The sequence below is a fragment of the Stenotrophomonas sp. 10L48 genome (assembly GCF_056395105.1).
Genome location: NZ_JBFTIX010000017.1, coordinates 1 through 26,050 on the forward strand (window position 1 = coordinate 1; position 26,050 = coordinate 26,050).

26 protein-coding genes are annotated in these 26,050 nt (G+C 67.5%); 15 read left to right on the plus strand and 11 right to left on the minus strand.

Annotated elements, in window-relative coordinates; genetic code table 11:
* Positions 1-299: 299 nt before the first annotated feature.
* From AC1DCU_RS19535 to sufT, 3 genes are all read right to left on the minus strand, one after another.
* Complete coding sequence (locus AC1DCU_RS19535) at positions 300-2,039, minus strand: S8 family peptidase (RefSeq protein ID WP_032977471.1); 1,740 nt, start codon at positions 2,037-2,039, stop codon at positions 300-302.
* 510 nt (positions 2,040-2,549) lie between these two features.
* The gene (locus AC1DCU_RS19540) at positions 2,550-3,644 is read right to left on the minus strand and encodes a branched-chain amino acid aminotransferase (RefSeq protein ID WP_025877977.1); all 1,095 of its coding nucleotides are present in this window, start codon (positions 3,642-3,644) and stop codon (positions 2,550-2,552) included.
* A 59-nt stretch (positions 3,645-3,703) separates the two neighbouring features.
* Positions 3,704-4,255 (minus strand): putative Fe-S cluster assembly protein SufT, encoded by a 552-nt coding sequence (gene sufT, locus AC1DCU_RS19545; protein ID WP_025877975.1) that lies wholly within the window; start codon positions 4,253-4,255, stop codon positions 3,704-3,706.
* Between the two features lie 121 nt (positions 4,256-4,376).
* Here sufT and AC1DCU_RS19550 point away from each other — a divergent pair, with 121 nt between their 5' ends.
* The gene (locus tag AC1DCU_RS19550; RefSeq protein ID WP_442252036.1) at positions 4,377-4,796 is read left to right on the plus strand and encodes a hypothetical protein; all 420 of its coding nucleotides are present in this window, start codon (positions 4,377-4,379) and stop codon (positions 4,794-4,796) included.
* Positions 4,797-4,897: 101 nt separating this feature from the next.
* Here AC1DCU_RS19550 and AC1DCU_RS19555 read toward each other — a convergent pair whose 3' ends face one another.
* On the minus strand, positions 4,898-6,358 hold the full coding sequence (locus AC1DCU_RS19555; RefSeq protein ID WP_025877971.1) for an NAD(P)(+) transhydrogenase (Re/Si-specific) subunit beta: 1,461 nt from the start codon (positions 6,356-6,358) through the stop codon (positions 4,898-4,900).
* Positions 6,355-6,675: an NAD(P) transhydrogenase subunit alpha part 2 gene (locus AC1DCU_RS19560; protein WP_025877970.1), complete on the minus strand. Its 321-nt coding sequence runs from the start codon at positions 6,673-6,675 to the stop codon at positions 6,355-6,357. The genes AC1DCU_RS19555 and AC1DCU_RS19560 overlap by 4 nt, the downstream gene beginning before the upstream one ends.
* Before the next feature lie 97 nt (positions 6,676-6,772).
* On the opposite strand from AC1DCU_RS19560, the gene AC1DCU_RS19565 reads away from it, so the two are divergent.
* From AC1DCU_RS19565 to AC1DCU_RS19575, 3 genes are read left to right on the plus strand one after another with little or no spacing between them, the layout of a single operon-like run.
* Complete coding sequence (locus AC1DCU_RS19565; RefSeq protein ID WP_080149966.1) at positions 6,773-7,357, plus strand: RNA polymerase sigma factor; 585 nt, start codon at positions 6,773-6,775, stop codon at positions 7,355-7,357.
* Positions 7,354-7,680: a hypothetical protein gene (locus tag AC1DCU_RS19570; RefSeq protein WP_025877968.1), complete on the plus strand. Its 327-nt coding sequence runs from the start codon at positions 7,354-7,356 to the stop codon at positions 7,678-7,680. The genes AC1DCU_RS19565 and AC1DCU_RS19570 overlap by 4 nt, the downstream gene beginning before the upstream one ends.
* Before the next feature lie 3 nt (positions 7,681-7,683).
* A complete protein-coding gene (locus tag AC1DCU_RS19575) occupies positions 7,684-8,148 on the plus strand; it encodes a DUF3106 domain-containing protein (protein WP_032977476.1) in 465 nt (154 codons plus the stop codon).
* A gap of 87 nt (positions 8,149-8,235) precedes the next feature.
* Here AC1DCU_RS19575 and AC1DCU_RS19580 read toward each other — a convergent pair whose 3' ends face one another.
* On the minus strand, positions 8,236-9,315 hold the full coding sequence (locus AC1DCU_RS19580) for an NAD(P) transhydrogenase subunit alpha (protein WP_279208899.1): 1,080 nt from the start codon (positions 9,313-9,315) through the stop codon (positions 8,236-8,238).
* Between the two features lie 52 nt (positions 9,316-9,367).
* The gene (locus tag AC1DCU_RS19585; RefSeq protein ID WP_140224692.1) at positions 9,368-11,689 is read right to left on the minus strand and encodes a DUF1631 domain-containing protein; all 2,322 of its coding nucleotides are present in this window, start codon (positions 11,687-11,689) and stop codon (positions 9,368-9,370) included.
* Positions 11,690-12,021: 332 nt separating this feature from the next.
* Here AC1DCU_RS19585 and AC1DCU_RS19590 point away from each other — a divergent pair, with 332 nt between their 5' ends.
* Genes AC1DCU_RS19590 through AC1DCU_RS19605 form a run of 4 tightly spaced genes read left to right on the plus strand, consistent with a single transcriptional unit; the run spans position 12,022 to position 14,882 of the window.
* Positions 12,022-12,600 carry a nitroreductase family protein gene (locus AC1DCU_RS19590; protein ID WP_025877963.1) on the plus strand — a complete coding sequence of 193 codons (579 nt, stop codon included), beginning with the start codon at positions 12,022-12,024 and terminating at the stop codon, positions 12,598-12,600.
* Positions 12,585-13,541 carry a 5'-3' exonuclease gene (locus tag AC1DCU_RS19595; RefSeq protein WP_442252038.1) on the plus strand — a complete coding sequence of 319 codons (957 nt, stop codon included), beginning with the start codon at positions 12,585-12,587 and terminating at the stop codon, positions 13,539-13,541. Before AC1DCU_RS19590 ends, AC1DCU_RS19595 begins: the two co-directional genes overlap by 16 nt.
* Positions 13,538-14,092 (plus strand): NUDIX hydrolase, encoded by a 555-nt coding sequence (locus tag AC1DCU_RS19600; protein ID WP_025877960.1) that lies wholly within the window; start codon positions 13,538-13,540, stop codon positions 14,090-14,092. Before AC1DCU_RS19595 ends, AC1DCU_RS19600 begins: the two co-directional genes overlap by 4 nt.
* Positions 14,085-14,882 (plus strand): N-formylglutamate amidohydrolase, encoded by a 798-nt coding sequence (locus tag AC1DCU_RS19605; protein ID WP_032977480.1) that lies wholly within the window; start codon positions 14,085-14,087, stop codon positions 14,880-14,882. Before AC1DCU_RS19600 ends, AC1DCU_RS19605 begins: the two co-directional genes overlap by 8 nt.
* Positions 14,883-14,997: 115 nt before the next feature.
* Here the strand turns inward: AC1DCU_RS19605 and AC1DCU_RS19610 are convergent, their stop codons facing one another.
* Together AC1DCU_RS19610 and AC1DCU_RS19615 are read right to left on the minus strand one after the other, a co-directional pair.
* Positions 14,998-15,666, minus strand: coding sequence for a DUF7716 domain-containing protein (locus AC1DCU_RS19610; RefSeq protein ID WP_032977482.1), 669 nt, complete (start codon positions 15,664-15,666; stop codon positions 14,998-15,000).
* Positions 15,663-17,081, minus strand: coding sequence for an MFS transporter (locus AC1DCU_RS19615; RefSeq protein ID WP_442252035.1), 1,419 nt, complete (start codon positions 17,079-17,081; stop codon positions 15,663-15,665). Before AC1DCU_RS19615 ends, AC1DCU_RS19610 begins: the two co-directional genes overlap by 4 nt.
* Before the next feature lie 106 nt (positions 17,082-17,187).
* On the opposite strand from AC1DCU_RS19615, the gene AC1DCU_RS19620 reads away from it, so the two are divergent.
* Both AC1DCU_RS19620 and AC1DCU_RS19625 read left to right on the plus strand, forming a co-directional pair.
* Positions 17,188-18,072: a LysR family transcriptional regulator gene (locus AC1DCU_RS19620; protein WP_442252037.1), complete on the plus strand. Its 885-nt coding sequence runs from the start codon at positions 17,188-17,190 to the stop codon at positions 18,070-18,072.
* A 122-nt stretch (positions 18,073-18,194) separates the two neighbouring features.
* Positions 18,195-18,515: a hypothetical protein gene (locus tag AC1DCU_RS19625; protein ID WP_478013639.1), complete on the plus strand. Its 321-nt coding sequence runs from the start codon at positions 18,195-18,197 to the stop codon at positions 18,513-18,515.
* Positions 18,516-18,553: 38 nt separating this feature from the next.
* On the opposite strand, the gene pip is transcribed toward AC1DCU_RS19625, so the two are convergent.
* Positions 18,554-19,495, minus strand: a complete 942-nt coding sequence (pip, locus tag AC1DCU_RS19630; RefSeq protein ID WP_032977488.1) for a prolyl aminopeptidase — start codon at positions 19,493-19,495, stop codon at positions 18,554-18,556.
* 49 nt (positions 19,496-19,544) lie between these two features.
* Positions 19,545-20,402 carry a peptide chain release factor N(5)-glutamine methyltransferase gene (gene prmC, locus AC1DCU_RS19635; protein ID WP_442252034.1) on the minus strand — a complete coding sequence of 286 codons (858 nt, stop codon included), beginning with the start codon at positions 20,400-20,402 and terminating at the stop codon, positions 19,545-19,547.
* A 306-nt stretch (positions 20,403-20,708) separates the two neighbouring features.
* On the opposite strand from prmC, the gene ahpC reads away from it, so the two are divergent.
* The 5 genes from ahpC (at position 20,709) to AC1DCU_RS19660 (ending at position 25,668) form a co-directional block, all read left to right on the plus strand.
* Positions 20,709-21,272, plus strand: a complete 564-nt coding sequence (gene ahpC / locus AC1DCU_RS19640) for an alkyl hydroperoxide reductase subunit C (RefSeq protein ID WP_025877950.1) — start codon at positions 20,709-20,711, stop codon at positions 21,270-21,272.
* A gap of 214 nt (positions 21,273-21,486) precedes the next feature.
* Complete coding sequence (gene ahpF / locus AC1DCU_RS19645; protein WP_033830402.1) at positions 21,487-23,079, plus strand: alkyl hydroperoxide reductase subunit F; 1,593 nt, start codon at positions 21,487-21,489, stop codon at positions 23,077-23,079.
* Between the two features lie 80 nt (positions 23,080-23,159).
* Positions 23,160-24,125 (plus strand): LysR substrate-binding domain-containing protein, encoded by a 966-nt coding sequence (locus AC1DCU_RS19650; RefSeq protein ID WP_025877947.1) that lies wholly within the window; start codon positions 23,160-23,162, stop codon positions 24,123-24,125.
* Positions 24,126-24,248: 123 nt separating this feature from the next.
* Positions 24,249-24,653 (plus strand): nucleoside diphosphate kinase regulator, encoded by a 405-nt coding sequence (gene rnk / locus AC1DCU_RS19655; RefSeq protein WP_025877946.1) that lies wholly within the window; start codon positions 24,249-24,251, stop codon positions 24,651-24,653.
* A gap of 58 nt (positions 24,654-24,711) precedes the next feature.
* Positions 24,712-25,668 (plus strand): transaldolase, encoded by a 957-nt coding sequence (locus AC1DCU_RS19660; protein ID WP_442252033.1) that lies wholly within the window; start codon positions 24,712-24,714, stop codon positions 25,666-25,668.
* The last annotated feature ends 382 nt before the right edge of the window (positions 25,669-26,050 follow it).

Here is a 26,050-nt window from a genome sequence, read left to right on the forward strand (position 1 = left end):
CCATAAACCCATCCCTGGGGGCTCGATGGCGCCTTGCTCGTGTGCGCTGTCCTGCGCACACGGCAAGACCGGGGTTGGGCGTCCTGCCCAACCCGCCCGAGGCATGCCTCGGGCCCATGGCGCCAACGGTCCTGCGTCGGGGGGATCACCCCCTCCTGACAGATCATCGCGCGCGGCCAGCAAGGTCAAGGGCAGAGCAAGAGCAAATGCACTGCTGCACATTGCTTTCTCCGCTTCGCCGCCCCTAAAAAAAACACCCCGGCCGAGGCCGGGGCGTGCCCATGGAGAGGGGCTTGGGCTCAGTACTGGGCGTTGACGGTCACGCCCGAGAAGGTGCTGTAGGCCTTCACCCGCACGTACCAGGTACCGGCGGTGGGGCTGTTGACGGTGCAGGTCTCGTTGTTGCCGCTCAGGTACGGGCGGCAGGTGTAGACGGTGTCGGTCGGGGCACTGCCCTGGCGCAGGTACAGGTCGGCATCACCGCTGCCGCCACTGATCGCCACGCGCAGCTGCGTGCTGCCAGCCGGGACGTTGACGGTATAGCTGAGCGATGCGCCGCTGGCTGCGCCGAGGCCGGTAACCGGCACGTTGTTCTGCAGCACGGTGCCACCCGGGTTGGGCGTGGTGCCGTTGATCGCGGCAGTCACCGCGGCATCGGCGTCGATGATGCCGGCGCCGCAACCACCCGAGCACGCACCCGGCAGCGGACGCGCGGTGCTCTTGATGATGCTTTCCACCTGCGCCGGGCTGAGCGGGCTCGGTGCCACCGACTGCATCAGTGCAACCACGCCCGCCACATGCGGTGCCGCCATCGAGGTGCCGTTGTAGGACGCATAGCTGGCGCTGCCCGGGGTGGTGGTGCCGCTGTTGAGGGTGGACAGGATGCTCTGGCCCGGTGCGGAGATGTCGATGCCGGTGCCGTAGTTGGAGAAGCTGGCACGCGCACCCGCCGAGGTGGTGGCCGCCACGGCGATCACGTTCGGGCAGTTGGCCGGTACCGCGCTGGAGACGTTGGTGTTGCTGTTGCCGGCAGCGACCACCACGGTGGTGCCGCGGCCGACCGCGCCGTTGATCGCGTTCTGGTAAGTGGTCGAGCAGCTGCCGCCGCCGCCCAGCGACATGTTGATGACCTCGGCCGGGTTGGCGTTGGCCGGCACACCGCTGACCGTGCCACCGGAGGCCCAGACGATCGCGTCGGCGATGTCGGAGGTGTAGCCGCCGCACTTGCCGAGCACGCGCACCGGCACGACCTTGGCGTTGAAGGCGGTACCGGCCACGCCGGTGCTGTTGTTGGTCACCGCAGCGACCGTGCCGGCCACGTGGGTGCCATGCCAGCTGGAGTTGGAGGCCGGAATGCCCGAGCCGCACTCGTTGGCGCCGTACCAGTCACCCTCATCGTTCGGATTGCTGTCACGGCCACCGCCATCGCGCGCCATCGCCGCGTCGCTGATGAAGTCATAGCCGGGCAGGATGTTGGCGTTGAGGTCGGCATGGTTGGTGATGCCGGTATCGATCACCGCCACGACCACACCGGTGCCGGTGGCCTTGTCCCAGGCCGGACGCACGTTGATCGAGGCGTTGGATGTACCGAAGCCCCATTGCTCGCTGAAACGGGTGTCGTTGGGGGTCAGCGTCGCGCGCATGATCTGGTCGACTTCGACGTATTCGACGTTCGGGTCGGCGGCCAGCTTGCGCATCAGCAGCTCGGATTCGGCCTGGTCCAGCGCACGGTCGGTCCTGACCACGGTGGAGCCGACGGCAAGCCTGCGGACCTGCTGCAGGCCCAGCGCGCGGCCCTGGCTGCTGGCGATGCCGGCAGCGGCCGTCTTCAGCGAAGAGGCCAGCGCGGTGGTGTTGGCCACCGGCGCACTGCCGTCGCGGTACTTCACGATGAAGCGCTGGTGGGTCGGCGCGGACTGCAGGCCGCTGAGCTGGACATCACCGGCCAGCGCAGGCGTGGCCAGCAGCAGCGATGACAGGACGGACGCACCAAGGACCACCCACACACGACGCACACGCGGTTGCGTTACCTGGGACATCGGATTTCCCTTCTAATGGTAGGAATGCCGGAATCGGCAGAAGCACCGGCCTGAACCGTGGGCTGGCTTGCGATGGCGAGGTTCGGGTCCGGCGAGCCAGCGGATTCCCCTGACCATCCGCTGTGTTGATGACGCTAGTGGCTCAAACCGGACACCACAAGATTTTCAGCGTCTTTTCAGCAAGATGAAATGTTGGATCTGAGACTTTCCGGGTCGAGGGTTTGTGAAGGTGAAGGAACTTTCGCGTCAGCTGCACGTACCTGACTGCGGAATGTCCTGTCCCGCCATGTCTTTGCCGACATCGGCGAACAGCCGCCGGGCATGGCCCGGCGCTACCGTGGTACGCGTACATTCGCCGGGCATCGCCGCGCGCTGGCGGGAGCCGTTGATCCTGGTAGCGCCGGGCCATGCCCGGCGGACGTACGCCTGAAACGCAGAAAGCCCGTCGCGGGGACGGGCTTTCCGAAAAGTCACCGGGCATGGCCCGGCGCTACGCGTTCGCGTGGGCGATCAGCCCAGCTTGACCAGCCAGCCGTGGCGGTCCGGCAGGCGACCGTACTGGATGTCGGTCAGTTCCTTGCGCAGTGACATGGTCACTTCGCCGGCCGGCGCATTGATGTCGCCCACCGAGAAGCCTTCGCCCTTCAGCTGGCCGATCGGGGTGACCACCGCAGCGGTACCGCAGGCGAACACTTCGGCGATCTCGCCGGAGGTCACGCCCTGCTTCCACTCATCGATGGTGACCTTGCGCTCTTCGACCTTCATGCCGCGGTCGCGGGCCAGCTGCAGGATGCTCTCGCGGGTGATGCCCTCGAGGATGCTGCCGGACAGTTCCGGCGTGACCAGCGTGCCGTCCTTGTAGACCAGGAACACGTTCATGCCGCCCAGTTCTTCCAGGTACTTGCCTTCGACCGGGTCCAGGAACAGCACCTGCGAGCAGCCCTGTGCCTGCGCCTTCTGCTGCGGCAACAGCGACGCGGCGTAGTTGCCACCGCACTTGGCCGCACCGGTACCGCCCTTGGCCGCACGCGCGTACTCGGTGGACAGCCAGATCGACACCGGGGCGACGCCCTTGGCGAAGTACGGGCCAGCCGGGCTGGCGATGACGTAGTAACCGGCCTTGTGCGCGCCGCGCACGCCAAGGAACGCTTCATCGCCGATCATGAACGGACGGAAATACAGGCTCGACTCATCGGCCGACGGCACCCAGGCGCTGTCGACGGCGATCATCTGCTTCAGCGATTCGACGAAGATCTCCACCGGCAGTTCCGGCAGCGCCAGGCGCTGCGCCGAACGCTGCAGGCGGCGGCCGTTGGCATCGGGGCGGAAGGTCCAGATCGAACCATCGGCATGGCGGTAGGCCTTGATGCCTTCGAAGATCTCCTGGCCGTAGTGCAGCACGGCCGCGGCCGGGTCCAGCTGCAACGGACCGTAGGCGCGCACGTTGGCGTTGTGCCAGCCGGCATCCTTGTCCCAGCGCACTTCCACCATGTGGTCGGTGAAGTGCAGGCCGAAGCCCGGCTTCTCCAGGATCTGGGCGCGCTCTTCAGCGCTGCGCGGGTGGTCCGAACGGGTGACGGCGAAGCTGGGAATGGACTGGGACACCGGAGATTTCCTGTTCTGGTTGCGGGTAATGCCGGGCCCGCGTCACTGCGGGCCGTGGGTCAAAGCATGCCGGTTTCGAGCCGTGCGGCCTCGGACATCATGTGCTGGTTCCACGGCGGGTCGAAGACCAGCTCGACGTCGGCCTCGGCCACCGTCGGGATCATTTCAAGCTTGCTGCGCACGTCGTCGACCAGGATGTCGCCCATGCCGCACGCAGGCGCGGTCAGGGTCATCTTCACGTCGATCTCGCGCTGCCCTTCGTCGAGGTGCTTGATCTCCACCTCGTAGACCAGGCCCAGTTCGACGATGTTGACCGGAATTTCCGGGTCGAAACAGGTGCGCAGCTGCTGCCAGACCAGTTGTTCGACCTGCTCGTCGCTGGCATCGTCGGGCAGTTCCAGCGGTGCCGGCGCTTCCTTGCCGATGGCATCGCCATCCTTGCCGGCGATGCGGAACAGATTGCCCTCGACGAACACCGAATAACTGCCCCCCAGCGCCTGGGTGATGTACCCATAGCTGCCGGCGGGCAAGGTCACGGTGTCGCCCTGCGGGACCATCACGGCCTCGCAATCGCGTTCGAAGTGGACAGGTTCGCTGCTACGGGAATACATGGGGACCGATATGGGGCTGCGGCATAAGCCACGCAAGCGGTCATTCTAGCGTAGGCGCCCCGCCCTCGCCGGTGCACTGCGGCAAACCACAGTATCCTGTGGGCGACCTTCAGGAGCTTCGATGTCCTCCAATGCCGCACGCGCCAGGACCGTTACCTGGCTCTGGCCCTTCATGTTGTTGCTGGCGCTGGCCACCGCCCCCCTCGCCTGGATGCTGATCGCCCTGTTCACCGGCCGTCCGGTCGGCTGGATGGCGGTACTGACCGCCCTGGAACTGGTGTTCATGCTGCGTCTGGGCACGCTCGGTCCCGGCAAGCTGCGCATCGCCCTGGTCGTGCTGGGCACGCTGCTGGTGGCCGCGATCTCGAACTGGGCGATCGCCAGTGCCTGGATGGGCGGCTCGATGGGCCTGAACCCCTGGGACGCCTCGCTGCGGATGGGCCCGCACCTGGCCTGGACGCTGATCACCCTGGCCAATGGCGTGATCGAATGGCTGTGGCTGGCGGTGAGCGTCGCCGTAGGCGCCTGGCTGGCGCGTTGATCGCGCCGGTGATGCCCTGGTAGATCCACGCCATGCGTGGATGGGGTGGTTGGATCCGGGGTCAGAGCCCTTTCCTGCGGAAAGGGATCCGACCCCAACCCTCAATGCCCGCCGTCGAGCGCCTTCAGCTCGCTGACCAGCGACGCCGCTGCCTCGGCACCATCGCCGTACAGCATGCGGGTGTTGTCGGCATAGAACAGCGCATTCTCGATACCGGCAAAGCCGGTGCCCTTGCCCCGCTTGATCACCACCACGTTGCGGGCATTGACCACGTCCAGTACCGGCATGCCGTAGATCGGACTGGCCGGATCGGTGCGCGCCACCGGGTTGACCACGTCGTTGGCGCCGATCACCAGCACCACGTCGGTGGTGGCGAACTCGGGATTGATGTCGTCCATGTCCGCGATCAGGTCGTACGGCACCCCCGCTTCGGCCAGCAGCACGTTCATGTGCCCGGGCATGCGCCCGGCTACCGGGTGGATGGCGAACTTGACCTTCACCCCGCGCGTGATCAGCCGCTGCGCCAGCTCCCAGATCTTGTGCTGGGCCTGGGCCACGGCCATGCCATAGCCGGGCACGATCACCACGCGTTCGGCAAAGCCCATCATCGCCGCCACGTCGGCCGCTTCGATGGGCTTCTGCGAACCGGAAATCGCCTGCGCCTCACCACCGGCGCCACCACCGAAGTTGGAGAACAGCACGTTGCGGATCGGCCGGTTCATGGCCTTGGCCATCAACCGGGTCAGCAGGATGCCGGCCGCACCGACCATCATGCCGGCGATGATCAGCGCCTCGTTGCCCAGCACGTAGCCTTCGAACGACACCGCCAGGCCGGTGAACGCGTTGTACAGCGAGATCACCACCGGCATGTCGGCGCCACCGATCGGCAACGTCATCAACACGCCCAGCGCCAGTGCCAGCACGAAGAAGGCGACGATCGCCCAGGTGCTGAGCGTGCTGGCGGCGATGATGCCCAGCACCACCACGGCCAGCGCCACCAGCAGGTTCATCACCTGCTGGCCCGGCCAGGTCACGCGCTTGTCGAGGCGGCCATCGAGTTTGGCCCAGGCGATCACCGAGCCGGACAGCGACACCGCACCGATCGCCGCGCCCACCACCGCCAGCACCAGCACCGTGCCGGACGGCTGCCGCGCGGCCAGATCGGCCAGCGCCTGCGCACTCCAGTGGGTGGTATCGCGGTTGGCCAGGAAGGCATAGCGCAGCAGTTCCACCGCACCGATGGCGGCCGCCGAGCCGCCGCCCATGCCGTTGTACAGCGCGACCATCTGCGGCATGTCGGTGACGGCGACCTTGCCCGCCGACCACCAGGCGAGGCCGGCCCCCAGCAGCAGTGCCACCAGGATCAGCGGCACGTTGTGCAGTTCGGGCAGGAAGAAGGTCGCCACCGTGGCCAGCAACATGCCCAGCCCCGCCCAGCGGATACCGCTGCTTGCGGTCATCGGCGAGGCCATGCGCTGCAGGCCGAGCAGGAACAGGGTGGCGGCGACCAGGTAGCTGGCCTTGACCAGCCAATCGAGCAGTTCGACGGTGCTGATGTTCAAGCCTGCGGCTCCTTCGGTTCATCGTTGCCGGCCTTGCGCACGCTCGGCTTGAACATTTCCAGCATGCGCGCGGTGACCACATAGCCGCCGGCGGCGTTGCCGGCGCCGAGCACCACGGCAAGGAACCCCAGCACCTTCTCCAACGGCGTCTGTGCGTGCCCCAGCACCACCATCGCGCCGATCAGCACGATGCCATGGATGAAGTTGGAGCCCGACATCAACGGGGTATGCAGGATCACCGGGACCCGGGAAATGATCACGTGGCCGGCAATGGCGGCCAGCATGAAGATGTACAGCGCCACGAACCCGTCACTCACCGGCAACGCTCCTGCTCTGTCTTCGTCGCCCCATCATAACCATGGGCTGAACCCTGCGCGCGTCCCGGTCAACCACGGCCGCGCTCACGCGTTGTCGATGGTGACCCCTGCCGAGGAACCGTACCCTGTGCTGGTGAGCAGCCCTGTCCCCTCAACCACCGATGCCGACGCCGTTCCGGCCTCGCTGGAAGCGTTCCTGGCCAGCGTCGGGCCGCGCGCCTTCCGCTTCGCCGAGGCCGGCCTGCGCCAGCGTGATGACGCGCTGGATGCGGTGCAGGACGCGCTGCTGCGCATGCTGGACTATGCCGACAAGCCGGCCGCCGAGTGGGCGCCGTTGTTCTGGAGCATCCTGCGCCGGCGCGTGATCGACCTGCAGCGCCGCCGCCGTTTCCGCCTGCCGTTCTGGCGCGACAACCAGGATGCCGATGGCGGCGAGATCGACTGGGCCGACCCCGCACCGGACCCTTCGCAGGCGCACGAGCAGCGCCAGCAGTACCAGCAGCTGGTGCAGGCACTGCGCGACCTGCCCGCCCGCCAGCGCGAGGCATTCACCCTGCGCGTGCTGCAGGACCTGGACGGGGCCACCACCGCCCGCGCCATGGGCTGCAGCGAAGGCGCGGTAAAGACCCATCTGGCGCGCGCCCGACAGGCGCTGCAGAATCAACTGGAGATGCACCCGTGAACCGCCCCCTGCCTTCCGATGACGCCCTGCGCAGCCTGCACGCGCAGTCGCTGCAGGCGCTGTCGCCGGCCACCCTGGCACGCCTGCGCAGTGCCCGTCACAGCGCCGGTGCGGCGCACGCCGGTCGCTGGCGCTGGTGGCTGGCCAGCGCCTGTTCGCTGGTGATCGCGCTGGGCATCGGCGTCCAGTTCGTCGGCCCGGGCGATCATCAGGGCGCGATCAGCACGCCGATCGTCGCTGCGGAAGAAGACAATGGCGTGCTGTACGACGAGAATCCCGATCTGTACCTGTGGCTGGGCGACAACGACCTGGCGATGGAGTGAACCATGCTGCGATACCCCTCCCTGCCCCTGCTGATCGCCCTGACCCTGCTGCCCGCTGCATCGGCACTGGCGCAGGCCACCGCGCCGGTGCCTGCCGCGCGGCCGGCACCTGCTGCCGCGCCGCTGCCGAACTGGGAACAGCTGAGCCCGGCCCAGCGCGAAGCGCTGTTGGCCCCGTTGCGTGACCGCTGGAACGGCGCCGATCCCGCGCAGCGCCAGCGCATGCTGTCGCACGGCCAGCGCTGGCAGTCGATGAGCCCGGAAGAGCGCGACAAGGCCCGCCGCGGCCTGCGCCGCTTCGAGCACATGAGCCCGGAACAGCGCGAGCAGGCCCGGGCGTTGTTCGGCCAGATGCGTGACCTCAGCCCGGCCCAGCGCGATGCCATGCGCGAGCGCTGGTCGCAGATGACCGCAGACGAACGCAGGGAATGGGTGCGGGACAACCCGCCGCCGGCGAAGCCGCGGTAACCCGCCATCGAAGGCGGACCGCCGGGCCATGCCCGCGGGTTCACCGGATGTCGCTGCACCCGCCGGGCATGGCCCGGCGCTACCGGCTTACGCCTGCCAGCGCGTTTTCGCCAACAGCTCATCTTCCCAGTCGAAGCCCAGCTGGCCGTCGCGCACGAACAGGGCGACGAAGTTCATCAGGTTGCGCGCATACATCTCGCTGGCCTGGGTTGCACCCCGGCTGGCCAGGCCCAGCGGGCCATCGATGGTCACGCCCTGGTGCTCGATGCATTGGCCGGGCTCGGTCAACGCGCAGTTGCCACCGCTCTCGGCGGCCAGATCGACGATCACGCTGCCGGCAGCCATGCCTTCGACCATCGCGGCGGTGACGATCGTCGGCGCCTGACGTCCCGGCACCGCGGCAGTGCAGATCACCACGTCCACGCTGCGCAGGTGGTCGCCAAGACGGCGCTGCTGTTCACCACGCTCTTCATCGGTCAGCGCCCGCGCATAACCGCCCTCGCCTACCGCGCTCACCCCCAGGTCGAGGAAGCGCGCACCAAGCGACTGGATCTGTTCGCGGGTTTCCGGGCGCACGTCGAAGCCCTCCACCTGCGCACCCAGGCGGCGTGAGGTGGCAATGGCCTGCAGGCCGGCGACACCGGCGCCGATCACCAGCACCTTGGCTGGACGCACGGTACCGGCCGCCGTGGTCAGCATCGGGAAGAAGCGCGGCGCGCGTTCGGCAGCAATCAATGCCGCCTTGTAGCCGGCCATGCCGGCCTGCGAACTGAGTACGTCCATCGCCTGCGCGCGCGTGGTGCGCGGCAACTGCTGCAGCGGGAACAGGTGCAGGCGGTCATCCGAAGCCAATGCGGCCAACGCAGGGTCGGCCGCCGGGGTCAGCAGGCCGACCACACTGGCGCCCGGCTTCAGCTGGGCCAGCACCTCGGCCGGTGGCGCCTGCACGCACAGCAGGATGTCGATCTCGGCCCAACGGGCGGCGTCGAAGGCGCGGGCACCTGCGTCGTCGTAGGCGGCATCGGTGAAACCGGCGGCCTGGCCCGCACCGGGCTGGTACCACACGGTGATGCCCAGCGCACCGAGCTTGCGCGCCGTTTCCGGCGTGAGCGCAACGCGTCGTTCGCCCGGCGCGGTCTCCTTGATCCCCAGCAACGCCACGGCCATGCAGATTCCCGCTGATCGGTGAGTGGGTCCGATCCTAGCAGGCGTACGTGGCTCAGTGCAGCGTCGCACCACCCGGGTCGAGGCGGTCGAGCACGCCCTGCATGGCGCTGTCGAAGGCGCCATCGTCGATGTGGGGACGCAGGCGACCCAGCCGCACCATCACCGCCAGTTCCTCGGGTGAGGCCACGCAGAAGCGCACGCCACGACGGTTGACGAACAGCAGGCGCGAGGAAATCGGGCTGATCCAGGACAGTTTGCCCGCCTGCACCTTGCCATCCTTGTCGACGAAGTCCAGCCAGTTGCCGATCTCCATCCGGCGGAAGCGGTCGGCATCGGCATTGTCGAAATCGTCGGTATTGAAGGTACCGCCCAGTTCCACTGCCGGCGTTTCCGGTGCCGGCGGCGCGGGCAGCACCACCTGCGGCAGCTCCGGCAACGCGCGCTGCAGCTCCGGTCGCGATTCGGCGATGCCCTGCAATGTGTCGTGCAGCGCATCGATGGCTGCGGTGGCTGCGTCGCCATGCACGCCGACGCTGGCAAACACCTTGGCCAGCATCGGCTGCCAGGCCTGCAGCCACGGCTTGCCGACGATCTGCCGGCGGGCCTCGGCCACTTCCTCAAGCAGGCCGTCAGCCAGGGTCAGCGCCTCGGCCACCGAGGCACCCTCCTCGCCCTCGCGCAGCAGCGCCAGGGTCAGATGGTGCTGCCAGGGCTGGCGCAGGAACTCGGCGATGGCCGGCGGCAGGGTGGCATCGCCGATGCGGCGATCCAGTTCGGCACCGGCACGGGTGCGGGCCATTTCCAGCTTTTCCTGGCCGCGCTGGGTCTCGGCGGCCCGCCGCTCGGCGATTTCCACGCGACGGCGGTGCTGTACCAGGAAATCGCGGAATTCTTCTTCCAGGGTCAGGAAGATCGCCAGGTTCTCGTTGAACTCGGCGACCAGCCGCTCGATGATCTCCTCCACCTTGGCCATCAGCATGCGTTCGGCCTGGCTTTCGCCGGTGTTGCCCTCGCAGGCTTCGGCCAGCGAATTGAGCAGCTTGCGCGCCGGATGGGTCTTCTGCACGAACATGCGGCGGTCCAGCATCGCCACCTTCACGAACGGAACCACCAGGCGGCCGATCAGCTCACGCGAGCGGCCTTCCAGTTCGCGCTCATCGAGCATCACGTCGAACAGCATGCCGACCAGGTCGATCGCATCCTCGTCCTGCGCGTCCAGCCGGGTCTGGCCCGGGTCGACGCCCAGCCGGGTAGCGCTGGACAGCACTTCGCTCTTCAGCCGCTGCGCCAACGATTCGCCGTCCTCGCCGATCGCCGCACGCAGGGTCGCACTGGGCGTGGCCTGCAGCAGCGACAGCACCGACATCATTTCGCGCTGGCTCAACGGGCGATGCTGGCCGACCGCGACCTGCGCCGCAGAGGTTGCGTCGTCGCGCACGTGGCGGGTCTGCTGCAGCAGTTCGTGCAGGGCTTCCAGCAGCATGCCCTGCTGGCCGGAATAGGCTTCACCGGACGGGCTCTCTTCGCCACCAGCATGTTGCTGCATGTGGCCACGACGCTCCGACCAGCGCGCGGCAAATCGCTGCGCCCAGGCCGGCGCGGCCTGTTCGTCGTCATTGAATTCGTTGTCAACGCCCGGCGCCGTGCGCTGCTCGACCAGATCATCCAGGCCATGCGGAACGTGCTGCGCCGGGGCCGGCGCCAGTGGTCGGCGCGGCGCACCCATCTGCGACATCACCCCGGCCGCAGCCAGGTGCTCGTCCAGCTTCTCGTAGATGCGGCCCACCGGCGCGCGCAGGTCGCGCTCGCACAGCTTGATCAGCACCAGGTGTACTTCCGGGGCCAGCTCGCAGCCGGCGAAGGCTTCGTGGATGGCCACGCCCAGATGCTCGGGGCTGATCGGGTTGCGGTCAGCGTCGAGTTCGATACCGCCGCCCAGCCAGCCCAGGCGGCGGTCGAGCCGCGCCAGCACCGGCTTGAAGTCGCGCAGCAGCACGGTGGCGAAGTTGCGCACCGCCAGCCGTGATTCCAGTACATGTTCCGGCACCAGGCTCAGGCCATCCTGGGCCTGCCCGGCCAGGGTCAGCTCGGCAGAGACGGGCTCGCCCGCCGCCAGGCCGGCCCAGGCATGGCCGAGATGGGCGGCAAAAGCACCGGCGATCTCTTCACGGCGGCGGCGCAGCTCGCGCATCGCGTCCAGGAACAGCAACTGCGACGAGCCGGCATTGCCGGCACGGTCGAACAGGGCATCGTCGAAGCGGGCCAGTGCCGCGCCAAAGGCCTGGCACAACGCCGGCAGGACGATGTCCCGGGCAAGCTGGAGCTGGGCCGGGTCACGGCCCGGCGATCCCATCGGAGTGGGCGCGCTCATCATTCGGGAAGGCTCCCCACCTTCTCTGGTGCGACAGACATCATGGACATCGCGACGGCCGGTACACCCCATGCACCGGTCCTTCGATGGTAGGCCGCCCAGCCCATCGCGGACAGTGAAACAGTCCTCACTTCAAACCTCATGAACGGCGGCCCGGCAATATTACGTATCGTAAGCCGTGCGGGGCCTGCGAGGCGAGGGGAAGCGGGGCTCCGTGATCCGCCAGTGGCATGATGTTCATCACAGTTTGCTATTCAGGGGTCTGACGCGACACAAACGGCGTCATCTACCTCCCCGACTATAATCAGCGACCCGTGATGACCGGTTCAGACTCCATGCCCGACCCTGCCGCCCTGCTTGCCCTGGATGCCCGCCGCTCGGTGCCCTCGCGGCAACTGGGCGAGCCCGGACCGGACCCGGCCACCCTGCAGCGGATGCTGACCTCGGCGGTCCGCGTGCCCGACCACGGCAAGCGCGTACCGTTCCGCTTCCTGAAGATCGCCGGCGATGCGCGTCACACTCTGGGCGACTTCCTGGCCGCGCGCAGCCGTGAGCGCGACCCGCATGCCGGCGACGCCGTGTTCGAGAAGGACCGCCAGCGCTTCAGCCATGCACCGCTGGTGATCGTGGTGGTGGCCAGCCCCCGCCCGGACCCGAAGGTACCGGCACAGGAACAGCTGATGACCGCCGGCTGTGTGTGCTTTGCTCTGTTGCAGGCGGCACAGGCGCTGGGCTTCGGCGCGCAGTGGCTGACCGCATGGATGGCCTTCGATCCTGCCGTGCACGCCCACCTGGGGCTGGCCGAGGGCGAAGGCATTGCCGGCTTCATCCACATCGGCACGCCCAAGGCCGAAGTCCCCGAGCGCGAGCGCCCCGATGCCGCGGCCCTGCTGCAGGACTGGACCGGCCAGTGAACGCCGTGATTCCCGTGGCGATACCGCCGCCGCTGTACCTGGTCGACGCCAGCATCTACGTGTTCCGCGCCTGGCATTCGCTGCCGGACGAATTCCAGGACAGCCAGGGCTGGCCGACCAACGCCGTGCACGGCTTCGCCCGTTTCCTGCTGGACCTGCTGGAGCGCGAACGCCCCCGGCACATCGCCATCGCCTTCGACGAAGCACTGGACAGCGGCTTCCGCCACCGCCTGTACCCGGCCTACAAGGCCAATCGGGACCCGGCGCCAGAAGCGCTCAAGCGTCAGTTCGTGCACTGCAAGGCGTTGTGCGCAGCGCTCGGCCTGGCGGTGCTTGCCCACCATGATTACGAAGCCGACGACCTGATCGGCAGCGCCCTGCATGGCCACCGCAGCAGCCATCGCGGCGTGATCATTTCCGCCGACAAGGACCTGTCGCAGCTGCTGCTCGACCATGACGAGCAATGGGATTACGCACGCAACCAGCGCTGGGACGTGGCCGGGGTCAAGGCCCGGCACGGCGTACACGCGCACCAGATCGCCGATTACCTGGCGCTGTGCGGCGATGCGGTCGACAACATTCCGGGCATCAGCGGTGTCGGCGCCAAGTCGGCGGCCGTGCTGCTGGCCCATTTCGGCAGCATGGACGTGCTGTACGAACGCCTGGACGAAGTGCCGTTCCTGCGCCTGCGCGGCGCGGCGCAGATGGCCGTGCGCCTGCGCGAGCAGCGCGAGCACGCCCAGCTCTGGCGCCAGCTGACCACCATCGCCCTGGACGCACCCTTGGAAGGTTGCCAGCCCGGCATGCCGCGCCAGGCGGCCGATCCAGAGGTGCTCGGCGGCCTGTGCCAGACCCTGCGCTTCGGCCCCATGACCCGCCGCCGGCTGTTCAGTGCCGCCGGCATTTCCGACCCCGTCCCTACTTCCAGCGAGCCCGCATGAGCCAGCGCAACACCGAAGCACCGCGTGTCGTCTACGAAGGCAAGTACCAGCGCATGGTCGTGCGTGGCAGCTGGGAATACAGCGAACGCACCCACGCCGGCGGCCTGGCCGCAATCATCATTGCCGTCACCCCCGAGGACAAGGTGCTGTTCGTCGAGCAGTTCCGCGTGCCGCTGCAGGCGTCGACCATCGAGATGCCGGCCGGGCTGGTCGGCGACATCGATGCGGGCGAGTCCATCGAAGTTTCCGCTGTACGCGAGCTGGAAGAGGAAACCGGCTGGACCGCCGAGCACGCCGAAGTGCTGATGATCGGCCCCACCTCCTCCGGTGCCAGCAGCGAGAAGATCGCCTTCGTGCGTGCCACCGGCCTGCGTCGCATCGGCGAAGGCGGCGGCGACGAGAGCGAGGACATCACCGTGCATGAAGTGCCGCGCACGCAGGCGGCCGCCTGGCTGGTGCAGAAAATGGCCGAAGGCTATGAAGCCGATGCCAAGCTGTGGGCCGGCCTGTGGATGATCGAGCACCACCTGGACGGCCGGCCCCGTGGCTGACGCCGGCCTGCACATGCTGCAGGCACTGCTGGGCGCCGACGATCCGGCGATCTTCAGCGTGCACCGTGCGCAGGGCGCCTCACCGTTCCTGCTGCTGGCCGACCATGCCGGCCAGCAGGTGCCGCGTGCACTGGCCGACCTTGGATTGCCGCAGGCCGAACTGGACCGGCATATCGGCTGGGACATCGGCATCGGCGGCACCACCCGTGCATTGGCCGAGCGGCTGGATGCGTGGGCGATCGAGCAGACCTATTCGCGGCTGCTGATCGACTGCAACCGGCCGTTGGTTTCGCCCACGCTGATTCCCGAGGTCAGCGACCACACCCTGGTGCCGGGCAATGCCGGGCTGTCGCCCGCGCAGCGGCAGCAGCGCATCGATGCGATCCACGCGCCCTACCATGCACGCATCGATGCCGAACTGGATGCGCGCCGCGATACGGGACGGCCGACGCTGCTGGTGATGATGCACAGCTTCACCCCGGTGATGAACGGCATGCAGCGCCCCTGGCACGCCGGCGTGCTGTACCACCAGGACACACGCTTTGCCCACGCCTTGCTGCAGGCACTGCGCGATGAAGGCGACCTGGCGGTGGGCGACAACGAACCGTATTCGGTCAACAGCAGCAGCGACTACGCGGTGCCCGTGCATGGCGAAGGTCGCGGCCTGGTGCATGTGGAACTGGAAATCCGCCAGGACCTGATCGCCGATGCCGCCGGGCAGCATGCATGGGCGGAGCGGCTGGCGCGTATTTTCAGCGCCTTGCAGCCGCAGTTGTTGGCGTTGGGATAACCCCCATCCACGCATGGCGTGGATCTACTGCAGCGCTGGCGGACATCCGCATTCGGCGAAAAGAAAGAACGAGGCCGGTTCCCAGTAGATCCACGCCATGCGTGGATGATTTTCGTCAACGCAGCACGGGAACATCCATCCACGGGAACGGTTTGAATCCGCGCACCTGCACGCGGACGCCGATCGCTTCAAAATCGTCCTTGATCGCCTGCGCACGACGCCGATCCAGTGCTTCACCCAGCAACACCGGCAGCGCGCGACAGCGTGCCAGCGCTTCGCCCACCGGAATGTCGAGCAGCTGCGCGACGCGCTGTGCCGCAGCCTTGACCTGTTCGCCCGCACACGCCAGCGTCAACTCGAACGCGGCGAAGATGCCCGGCCCGACACCGGCTGCGCGCGCAGCGTCCTGCTCGGCGGCACCCGCCTCGCCCAGCGCTTCATCGACACCGTCCACCTGCAGGAAGGCGTCGTACTCGGCGTAGTACGCCAGCGCTTCGGCGTAATCCTGCAGGGATGAGAGCGGACGCTGGCGCTTCTGCACATCCAGTACGTCAGCGAACGTGGCCGGTTCCAGGCAGGCCGACAGGCCCAGCGCCTGCACGGCCTCGGGCACTTCACCGTCATCATCGAACGCGGCGTCTTCATCTGCCGGCAACCAGAAACGCGCCGCCAGCAGATCGCCCTCGCTGGCATGCACCCAGCCGAACGACGCCCATACGTCGTGGTCGTCATTGCAGGCGGCAAACGCGTCCAGCGTCTGGCGAAGATCCAGCAGTGCAATCATGCGTCGTTTGGCAGGGCGTCGGGAGAGCTGCAGTCTACCCGTGCCGGACGCAGGCCCAGCGCGATGACCACGCCGAGCGCGGCAAACAGCGCTGCGCCGTACTGTGCATTGATCATGCCCTGCAGGGCATCAGGACTGGTTGCCGCCTGCGTGCCGCGTGCGGCGTTGGCCACCATCACCAGTACTGCCAGTCCCAACGCGCCGCCGATCTGCTGTGCGGTAGCCGCCATGCCGGACGCCACACCCTGCTGCGGCCCCGGCACGCCCTGCCCGGCCACGATCCACATCGCCGTCCAGCTCATGCCCTGGCCCACGCTGAGCACCACGATGCCGGGCAGCAGCGGCCAGTAGCTGGCGCCGTGCGGCATCGCCAGCGCCACCGCGGTGATGCCGATTGCACCGGCGGCGAAGCCCCAAGCCAGCACCTGCCGCGGCGAACGGCGCTGCAGCATGCGCTCGGCAATGCGGATGCCGAAGGTGCACACCAGCGTCGGCAGCAGAAAGGCCATGCCGGCCTGCAGCGGGCTCCAGCCATAGCCATCCTGGAAGTACAGCGCCAGGAAGTAGTACTGCACGCCATAGCTGCTCATGAACGCGAAGGTCAGGCCGAGTGCTGCACGCAGGCCGGGCAGGCGCAGCAGCGCGAACTGCATCAGCGGGTCGCGGCTGCGCTTTTCGATCTGTACGAACACCGTCAGCAGCACGGCTGACAGCAACAGGCAGATGAGCGTGGCCGGTGCGGCCCAGCCCCATTCCGGCCCCTGCACCAGGGTGGTGACCAGCAGGCTGCCGCCGGCGGTGACGGTGAGGCAACCAGCCAGATCGAAGGAACGGCCGCGCACGCGCGGGCCATCGGCCGGCAGCCACGCGCCCGCGGCGACCGCACAGGCCGTGGCCAACGGCACGATCACCGCCAGCACCGCCGGCCAGCCGAACGCCTGGGTCAGCACGCCGCCCAGCAGCGTCCCCAGCGCGAGGCCCGCCGCACTGGCCATGCTCCAGATTGCCAGCGCGCGGTTGCGCACCGGGCCTTCTGCATACAGCGTATTGATCAGGGCCAGGGTGGCCGGAAACAGCAGCGCCGCACCGATGCCCTGCGCCGCACGTGCCACGATCAGCAGCGTGGCACTGGGCGCCAGCGCACCCAGCAGCGAGGCCAGCGCGAACAGCAGCATGCCCAGCCGGTAGAAGCGGCGGCGGCCCAGCAGATCGGCCGCACGCCCGCCCAGCAGCAGGCTGCCGCCAAAGGCCACCGTATAGGCGCTGACCACCCACTGCAGCTGCTGCGCATTGATCTGCAGCGCGCGGCCCATGTCGTGCAGGGCGACGAAGATGATGGTGGCGTCCAGAGCGATGATCAGCTGCGCGGTGGCCAGCAGGGTCAGCGCCCAGCGCGGGTATTTCAGGGGAGGCATGCGGCGCCCGGTTCGGAGGGGGGACGGCAGTCTCATTGATGCAGGTGAATCAATAAACCCCCTCAGCGCGATTTCTGTCATGATTTTTCGCATGAATGGATCCTCGATGGACCTCAACGCGGTGCGCATGCTGGTGCAGGTGGCTGAGGCGCGCAGCTTCACCGTCGCCGCCGGCCAGCTCGGCTTGAGCCAGTCCGGGCTGTCACGCGCGATCGGCCGGCTGGAAGCCTCGCTGGGGGTAAAGCTGCTGCAGCGGAATACGCGCAATGTCGCGCTGACCCCGGATGGCCAGCAGTTCGTCGAGCAGGTGGGACCGTTGCTGTGCGGGATGGAAGACGCCGAGCGGCTGCTGGCCGACCGCCCCTGCACGCCATCGGGCACGTTGAAGATCAGCGCTCCGTCGATGTTCGGGCGCAAGGTGCTGGTGCCGTTGCTGGGACCGTTGCTGCAGCAGCATCCGCAGCTGCAGGTGGAAGCGGTGCTCAGCGACCGCCTGGTGGATCTGGTGGAGGAAGGCTTCGACGCCGCCCTGCGCACCGGCACCATCGCCGACCAGCGCATGGTGGCGCGTCCGTTGAAGCCACTGCGCTGGGTGACCGTGGCCAGCCCGGCCTACCTGGCCGCGCAGGGTGAGCCGGCTAATGTGGCGGCATTGCAGAACCATGCCTGCCTGGCGGTGCGCAACCTGCGCAGCGGCCGGCTGGTGGACTGGCAGTTCCTGCAGGACGGGCAGCTGCGCCAAGTCACGCCGCCGACGCGGATGGTGTTTGACTGCGGCGACCCGTTGGTGGAGGCAGCGATTGCGGGCATCGGCATCGTGCAGGTGATGGATTTCGCGGTGGCCGACGCGTTGGCCGATGGCCGCCTGCAGCGCGTGCTGCAGCCGTTTGAAGGCCGCAGCCGCGCGCTGTCGTTGATCTACCCGCCCTCGCGCCAGCACTCACCGAAACTGCAGGTGCTGGCCGAAGCGTTGTTGGCCGGGGATTGGTAGATCCACGCCATGCGTGGATGAGCGTTTCAACGCAAAAGCCGCCGGGCATGGCCCGGCGCTACCGGGCCGTAGTAGATCCACGCCATGCGTGGATGAACGTTTCAATGCAAAAGCAGCCAGGCATGGCCTGGCTCTACTGGGCCGTGGTAGATCCACGCCATGCGTGGATGAGCGTTTCAACGCAAAAGCCGCCGGGCATGGCCCGGCGCTACCGGGCCGTGGTAGATCCACGCCATGCGTGGATGAACGTTTCAACGCAAAAGCCGCCGGGCATGGCCCGGCGCTACCGGGCCGTGGTAGATCCACGCCGCGCGTGGATGAGCGTTTCAACGCAAAAGCCGCCGGGCATGGCCCGGCGCTACCGGGCCGTAGTAGATCCACGCCATGCGTGGATGAACGTTTCAACGCAAAAGCCGCCGGGCATGGCCCGGCGCTACCGGTAAGGCGTTGCCGGCCAGCGGCCGGCACCACCACCACCCGATCAGGCGAAACTATCGGTGGCACGCACCAGCGCGTCGACGTTCTCTGCTTCGAACGCCGAATGCCCCGAGGCCGGGGTGATCTCCAGCTTCGCCTTCGGCCACACCTTGGTCAGGTCCCAGGCATTGGCCAGCGGGCAGACCACGTCGTAGCGGCCGTGCACGATCACGCCCGGGATATCGGCGATGCGATGCGCGTCGCGCAGCAGCTGGTCTTCCACCTCGAAGAAACCGCCGTTGACGAAGTAGTGGTTCTCGATGCGGGCAAACGCCAGCGCGAAGTGCGGGTCTTCATGGCTGTTGATGAAGTCGTCGTCCACGTGCAGGAAGCTGGTCGCGCCTTCCCACACCGCCCAGGCCTTGGCCGCGTCCAGGCGCGTTGCTTCGTCTTCGCTGGTCAGGCGGCGATGGAAGGCGGAAATCAGGTCGTGGCGTTCCACCGCCGGAATCGGCTTGAGGTAGTGCTCCCACGCATCCGGGAACAGGCGGTTCGCGCCTTCCTGGTAGAACCATTCCAGCTCCCAGCGGCGCAGCATGAAGATGCCGCGCAGCACCAGTTCGGTCACGCGCTGCGGATGGGTCTGCGCATAGGCCAACGCCAGGGTCGAGCCCCAGCTGCCACCGAACACCTGCCAGCGATCGACCTTGAGGTGCTCACGCAGCTTCTCGATGTCGGCCACCAGGTCCCAGGTGGTGTTGTCCACCAGATCGGCATGCGGGGTGGAACGACCGGCACCGCGCTGGTCGAACAGGATGATGCGGTACTTGGCCGGGTCGTGGAACTGGCGCATCTTGTCGCTGCAGCCGCCGCCGGGCCCACCATGCAGCATCACCACCGGCTTGCCGTCCGGGTTGCCGCACTGTTCGAAGTACAGCGTGTGGCGGTCGTCGACCTTCAGGGTGCCGACGTCGTAAGGGGTGATGGCGGGGTACAGCGTACGCATGCTTGCAGCTCCGTGGTGGTGCCCTGCCCTTGGCAGGAGAACCCCCATTCTAGGCCGGTCGCCGGCCCAGGGTGACCCGGTCGCGCTGCTCCAGGTCCTGCACGGTCTGCACGTCGATGTAGCCGGCCTGCTCGAACAGCGCGCCGATGGCATCGCCCTGGTCCCAGCCGTGCTCGATCAGCAGCCAGCCGCCGGGCTGCAGGTGGTCGCCGCCGCCGACGATGATGCGACGGATGTCGTCCAGCCCATCAACGCCCGAGGCCAGCGCCGTGGCCGGCTCGAAGCGCAGGTCGCCCTGTTGCAGGTGCGGGTCGTCGCTGGCGATATAGGGAGGATTGCTGGCGATCAGGTCGAAGCGTTCACCGTGCAGCGGCGCGTACCAGTCGTGACCACCTTCGGCAAAACGCACGTTGCCCAGCTCGTGGCGCGCGGCGTTGCGGGCCGCCACCGCCAGCGCAGCGGAACTGGCGTCGGTGGCCAGCACCTGCGCCTGCGGTCGTTCGCTGGCCAGGGCCAATGCAATCGCGCCGCTGCCGGTGCCAAGATCGGCCAACCGCAGTGCACGGTCCGGCGGCAGGCGATCCAGCGCCAGTTCCACCAGCAGTTCGGTTTCCGGGCGCGGAATCAGGGTGGCGGGGTCGACTTCCAGATCGAGGGTCCAGAAACCACGACGGCCGATCAGGTAGGCCACCGGCTCGCCAGCCAGGCGCCGGCCCAGCAAGGCCTCGAACGCGGCCTGCTCGGCGGCGGGCAGTGGATCGGTGGCGTGCGCGAACAACCAGCTGCGCGGTCGCTGCAGCACATGCAGCAGCAGCAGCTCCGCTTCATGACGGGCCTCTACGCCCCCCAGGCGGCCGCTGGCGTCGGCCACGACCTGGCGCAGGGACGGTTCGGAATCGGCGGGCATGGCAGGCACTGGCGCGGGCGGTGGGCCCGCAATTGTAGAGTCTGGATACCGTTCAGGTTCGCTGGGGCGGGATTCGCTGCGGTGGGATATGAGAGACCTATCGACCGGTTTCCGCAGCCGCTGATGATTTCCCTTGTCATACAGCGGGTTGCAGGATGCAGGTGGCCTGATTCATTGCCGGCTCAGCGCACATCAATAGACTGCATCTATCAAATAGATGTAATCAATGCATTGTCCTTATCGAAATGGAACCAGTAACCTAGGTCCTGTCGATTCACCCACTCCCCTTCACCCAGAGGAAAAACGATGTCCCTGATCAACACCCAGATCCAGCCGTTCGAAGCCAACGCTTACCTGAATGGCGAGTTCATCAAGGTCTCCGACAGCACCCTGAAGGGCCAGTGGTCGGTCCTGATCTTCATGCCGGCAGCCTTCACCTTCAACTGCCCGACCGAGATCGAAGACGCCGCTGACCATTACGCCGAATTCAAGAAGGCCGGCGCCGAGGTCTACATCGTCACCACCGACACCCACTTCTCGCACAAGGTCTGGCACGAAACCTCGCCGGCCGTGGGCAAGGCCCAGTTCCCGCTGGTCGGCGACCCGACCCACCAGCTGACCCGCGCCTTCGGCGTGCACATCGAAGAAGAAGGCCTGGCCCTGCGCGGCACCTTCATCATCAACCCGGAAGGCGTGATCAAGACCCTGGAGATCCACTCCAACGAGATCGCCCGTGACGTCTCCGAGACCCTGCGCAAGCTGAAGGCTGCCCAGTTCACCGCCGCCAACCCGAACCAGGTCTGCCCGGCCAAGTGGAAGGAAGGCGAGAAGACCCTGACCCCGTCGCTGGACCTGGTCGGCAAGATCTAAAGCAGCACCGGCCTGCCGCAGCCCCACGCTGTGGCGCGCCCATCCCCGTGCCGGCCACATCGCCGGCGTGGGGGTGAACCCAAGACGGCCGCGCCCGCATCGCCCCTTCCACAGGTCCGCGCTGCCCTCTTGGGTTCACCCCTACCCCCTCGCTGGTCCGCTACCTTCTACAGCGGTGCCACGCCCCCGTTTTGCCTGAAGCCAGGAGAAGACCATGTTGGACGCCAACCTGCAGTCGCAGCTGAAGACCTATCTGGAGCGCGTGACCCGCCCGATCCAGATCACCGCGCATGCCGACGACGGTGCCAAGTCGCAGGAGATGCTGGAACTGCTGCAGACCCTGGAAAGCCTGTCGGACAAGATCTCGCTGCAGGTGCTGCGCGACGGCCAAGGCCGCGTGCCGTCCTTCGACCTGGGGACGCCGGGCCAGGACATCCACCTGACCTTCGCCGGCCTGCCGATGGGCCACGAGTTCACTTCGCTGGTGCTGGCCCTGCTGCAGGTCGGCGGGCATCCGTCCAAGGCCACTGCCGAGCTGATCGAGCAGGTGCAGAACCTGGAAGGCGACTACCGGTTTGAAACCTATTTCTCGCTGTCCTGCCAGAACTGCCCGGACGTGGTGCAGGCACTGAACCTGGCCGCGGTGCTCAACCCGCGCATCCAGCACGTGGCCATCGACGGCGCGCTGTTCCAGGAGGAAGTCGAGCAGCGCGAGATCATGTCGGTGCCGACCGTCTACCTCAACGGCGCGGTGTTCGACCAGGGCCGCATGACCCTGGAGCAGATCGTGGCCAAGCTGGACACCAACGCCAGCAAGCGCGATGCCGAGAAGATCGCCGCCAAGGACGCCTTCGACGTGCTGGTGGTCGGTGGTGGCCCGGCCGGCGCCGCTGCGGCGATCTATGCCGCGCGCAAGGGCATCCGTACCGGCATCGCCGCCGAGCGTTTCGGTGGCCAGGTGCTGGACACCATGGCGATCGAGAACTTCATTTCGGTGAAGGAGACCGAAGGCCCGAAGCTGGCCACGGCGCTGGAACAGCACGTGCGCGAGTACGAGGTCGACATCATGGATCTGCAGCGCGCCAGTGCGCTGGTGCCCGCCGGCGAAGACGGCCTGGTGCAGGTGCAGCTGGAAAACGGCGCGGTGTTGAAGTCGCGCTCGGTGATCCTGTCCACCGGCGCGCGCTGGCGGCAGATGAACGTGCCCGGCGAAGACCAGTACCGCAACAAGGGCGTGGCGTACTGCCCGCACTGCGACGGCCCGCTGTTCAAGGGCAAGCGCGTGGCGGTGATCGGCGGCGGCAATTCCGGCGTTGAAGCGGCCATCGATCTGGCCGGCATCGTGTCGCATGTGACCCTGCTGGAGTTCGATTCCAGCCTGCGTGCCGACGAAGTGCTGCAGAAGAAGCTGCGCAGCCTGGCCAATGTCACCGTGCTGACCAGCGCGCAGACCACCGAAGTGCTGGGCGACGGCAGCCGCGTCACCGGCCTGGTCTACAAGGACCGTGTCGGCGGCGACTCCCATCGCGTCGAACTGGAAGGCATCTTCGTGCAGATCGGCCTGCTGCCGAACACCGAATGGCTGAAGGACACCGTGGCCCTTTCGCCGCGTGGCGAGATCGTCATCGATGACCGCGGGCAGACCAATCTGCCGGGTGTGTTCGCCGCGGGCGATTGCACGACGGTACCCTACAAGCAGATCATCATCGCGATGGGCGCCGGTTCGACCGCCGCACTGAGCGCTTTCGATCACCTGATCCGCTCCTCGGTTCCCAAGAGCAGCGGTGCGGTGGCCGAAGCGGCCTGATCCAACGTTCCCAGGCCATCGGGAGCACCATCAACCGGCTGGGCACGCCCTGCCGGTGCAGTACCCCGAGAGGTCTGAGGATGAACCTGCGTGACCTGAAATACCTGGTGGCCCTGGCCGATCACAAGCACTTCGGCCGGGCCGCCGCCTCCTGCTTCGTCAGCCAGCCCACGCTGTCGACCCAGATCCGCAAGCTGGAAGAGGAACTGGGCCTGCCGCTGGTGGAACGCGCACCGCGCAAGGTGATGTTGACCCCCGCCGGCCACGAAGCGGCCGCGCGGGCACGGGTGATCGTGGCCGAAGTGGAGCAGCTGAAAGAAGCGGCGCGACGCAGCCGCGATCCCGAAGCGGGCACGGTGCGCCTGGGGATCTTCCCCACCCTCGGCCCATACCTGCTACCGCACGTGATTCCGCGCATCCGCACGCGCTTCCCCGAGCTGGAACTGCTGCTGGTGGAGGAAAAGAGCGATGTGCTGCTGGAGCGCCTGCGCGAAGGCAGGCTCGACGCCGCGCTGTTGGCACTGCCGGTGATCGACGACCAGCTGCACGCCGAATTCCTGTTCGAGGAACCGTTCCTGCTGGCCGTGTCCGGCCGCCACCCGCTGGCCACGCGCGAGCATCTGGACGTACAGGAACTGGCCACGCAGAAGCTGCTGCTGCTGGAAGACGGCCACTGCCTGCGTGACCAGGCGCTGGAAGTCTGTCGACTGTTCGGCGCCAACGAAAAATCCGAATTCCGCGCCACCAGCCTGGAAACGCTGCGACAGATGGTCGCCGCCGACGTGGGCATCACCCTGCTGCCCAGCCTGTCGGTACAGCCGCCGGTGCCACGCTCGAACAACATCCGCCTGCTCGACTTCGTCGGCGAGGGCCGTCCCAGCCGTCGCATCGCCATGATCTGGCGGCGCAGCTCGGCAATGAACGAGTTCCTGATGGAGCTGGCCGAGCAGTTCAAGCGCCTGCCCGATGCGCTGTTCACGCTGGAGGCGCTGGCCCCGCCAAGCGGCGATGCTGCCACCCCGCCCACGCCGGTGCTGAACGGCTGAGACACCGCAGCCGGGCATCGAAACCGGCGGGAGTCGATTCCGGCCGCATTTGTCCCCACAATACAGTCAGGCGGCGCCAGCAGGTGCCGCCTTTTGCATGGCTTTCAACCAAGGAGCGTCACCATGAACACCGCCAGCGGCCTTCCGCCGTCGATCACTGTTTCCACCCTCGACATGGACCGCCTGGACGCCATGCTCGAATCCCCGGCACACAGCCAGACGCCGGCCGCGCGCACGCTTGCCGACGAGCTCAACCGCGCAACCGTGTTGCCGCCAGACCAGATTCCCGAAGGCATCGTCATGATGCATTCGCGCGTGGAGTGCGAAGATGAAGTGTCGGGCGAGAAGCATGTCCTGACCCTGGTCTTCCCCCGTGAAGCCAATGTCGATGAAGGCAAGGTGTCCGTGCTGGCGCCCGTCGGCAGCGCCCTGCTTGGCCTGGCCGTTGGCCAGAGCATCGACTGGACCGCCCCGGGCGGCCGCAAGCTGCGGCTGCGCGTGAGCGCGGTCCACAACGACCGTCCCTGACCTGCGCTGCGAACCGCGCGCGATCAGTTTCCCTGCAATCCCCGCACCAGGAGCCGTAATGAGTACCCCGTCCAAACTGTCCCAGCTGCGCGAACTGTCCGTGGTCGTTGCCGATACCGGTGACTACGAGGCGATCAAGCGCCTGCAGCCGGTGGACTGCACCACCAATCCGACCCTGGTGAAGAAGGCGCTGGACCTGCCGGTCTATGCGGAACTGATCGAACGCGAACTGGCCTGGGGCCGCCAGCAGGGCGGCGACCGCGAGGCCGTGGTGCACGCCGTGGCCGACCGCCTGACCATCGGCGTCGGTGCGCTGCTGAGCACGCTGGTGCCGGGCCGCGTCTCCACCGAAGTGGATGCCGACCAGGCCCACGACACCACCGCGACCGTGGCCAAGGCCCGTCAGTTCATCCAGATGTACGCCGATGCCGGCGTGCCGCGCGAGAAGATCCTGATCAAGATCGCTGCGACCTGGGAAGGCGTGGAAGCCGCGCGCGTGCTGCAGGCCGAAGGCATCGACTGCAACCTGACCCTGATCTTCAACCCCACCCAGGCGCTGGCCTGCAGCGAAGCCGGTGCGTTCCTGATCTCGCCGTTCGTCGGCCGCATCCTGGACTGGTACGTGGCCAACGGCCAGACCCCGGCGAACATCGACGAGGACCCGGGCGTGGTGTTCGTGCGTGGGGTGTATGCCGAATTCAAGCGCCGCGGTTCGCCGACCGTGGTGATGGGCGCCTCGTTCCGTTCGACCGCGCAGATCGAAGCGCTGGCCGGCTGCGACCGCCTGACCATTTCGCCGGACCTGCTGGAGAAGCTCGACGCCGACCACGGCGCGCTGCCGCGCAAGCTGGTGGCCGGTGCCGCTGAAGCGGTGCAGGTGACGCCGATCGACGCGGCAAAGTTCGCAGCCGACCTGGCCGCCGATCCGATGGCGACCGAGAAGCTGGCGACCGGTATCGATGCGTTTGCCAAGGATCTGCAGGCGCTGCGCGAGCGCATTCGCTCGGAACTGTGATTCCAGCCAACGGCTGAGCCCCTCGTGGCGGGGGCTTGGTCGCGAACTGCATGAAGCAACAGCCGCGCTGGGTCGGGCGGGTTGGGTTCGCGGGGGACGCCGTGAATCCGTCCCTGGAGGCTTGGCCGCCGCATCCATGCGGCGGACACCCCCGCGAACCCAACCCGCCCGCCCTCTGACAGTTTCCTGCGGCGGTCCGCCACGGAAGAAAGAAAAGAAGAGCAGAAGCGGGTCGCGCGCTGCGCTTGCTCGCAAGCAAACAAACAAAAAGGACGCGGCGAACGCCGCGTCCTTTTTGTTTTCCATCAGTTCGTCAGTAACCCATGCTCTTGCCCACCGTCACCGGGAAACGGTCGGGGGCGGGGCGGTGTGGGTTGGCAGG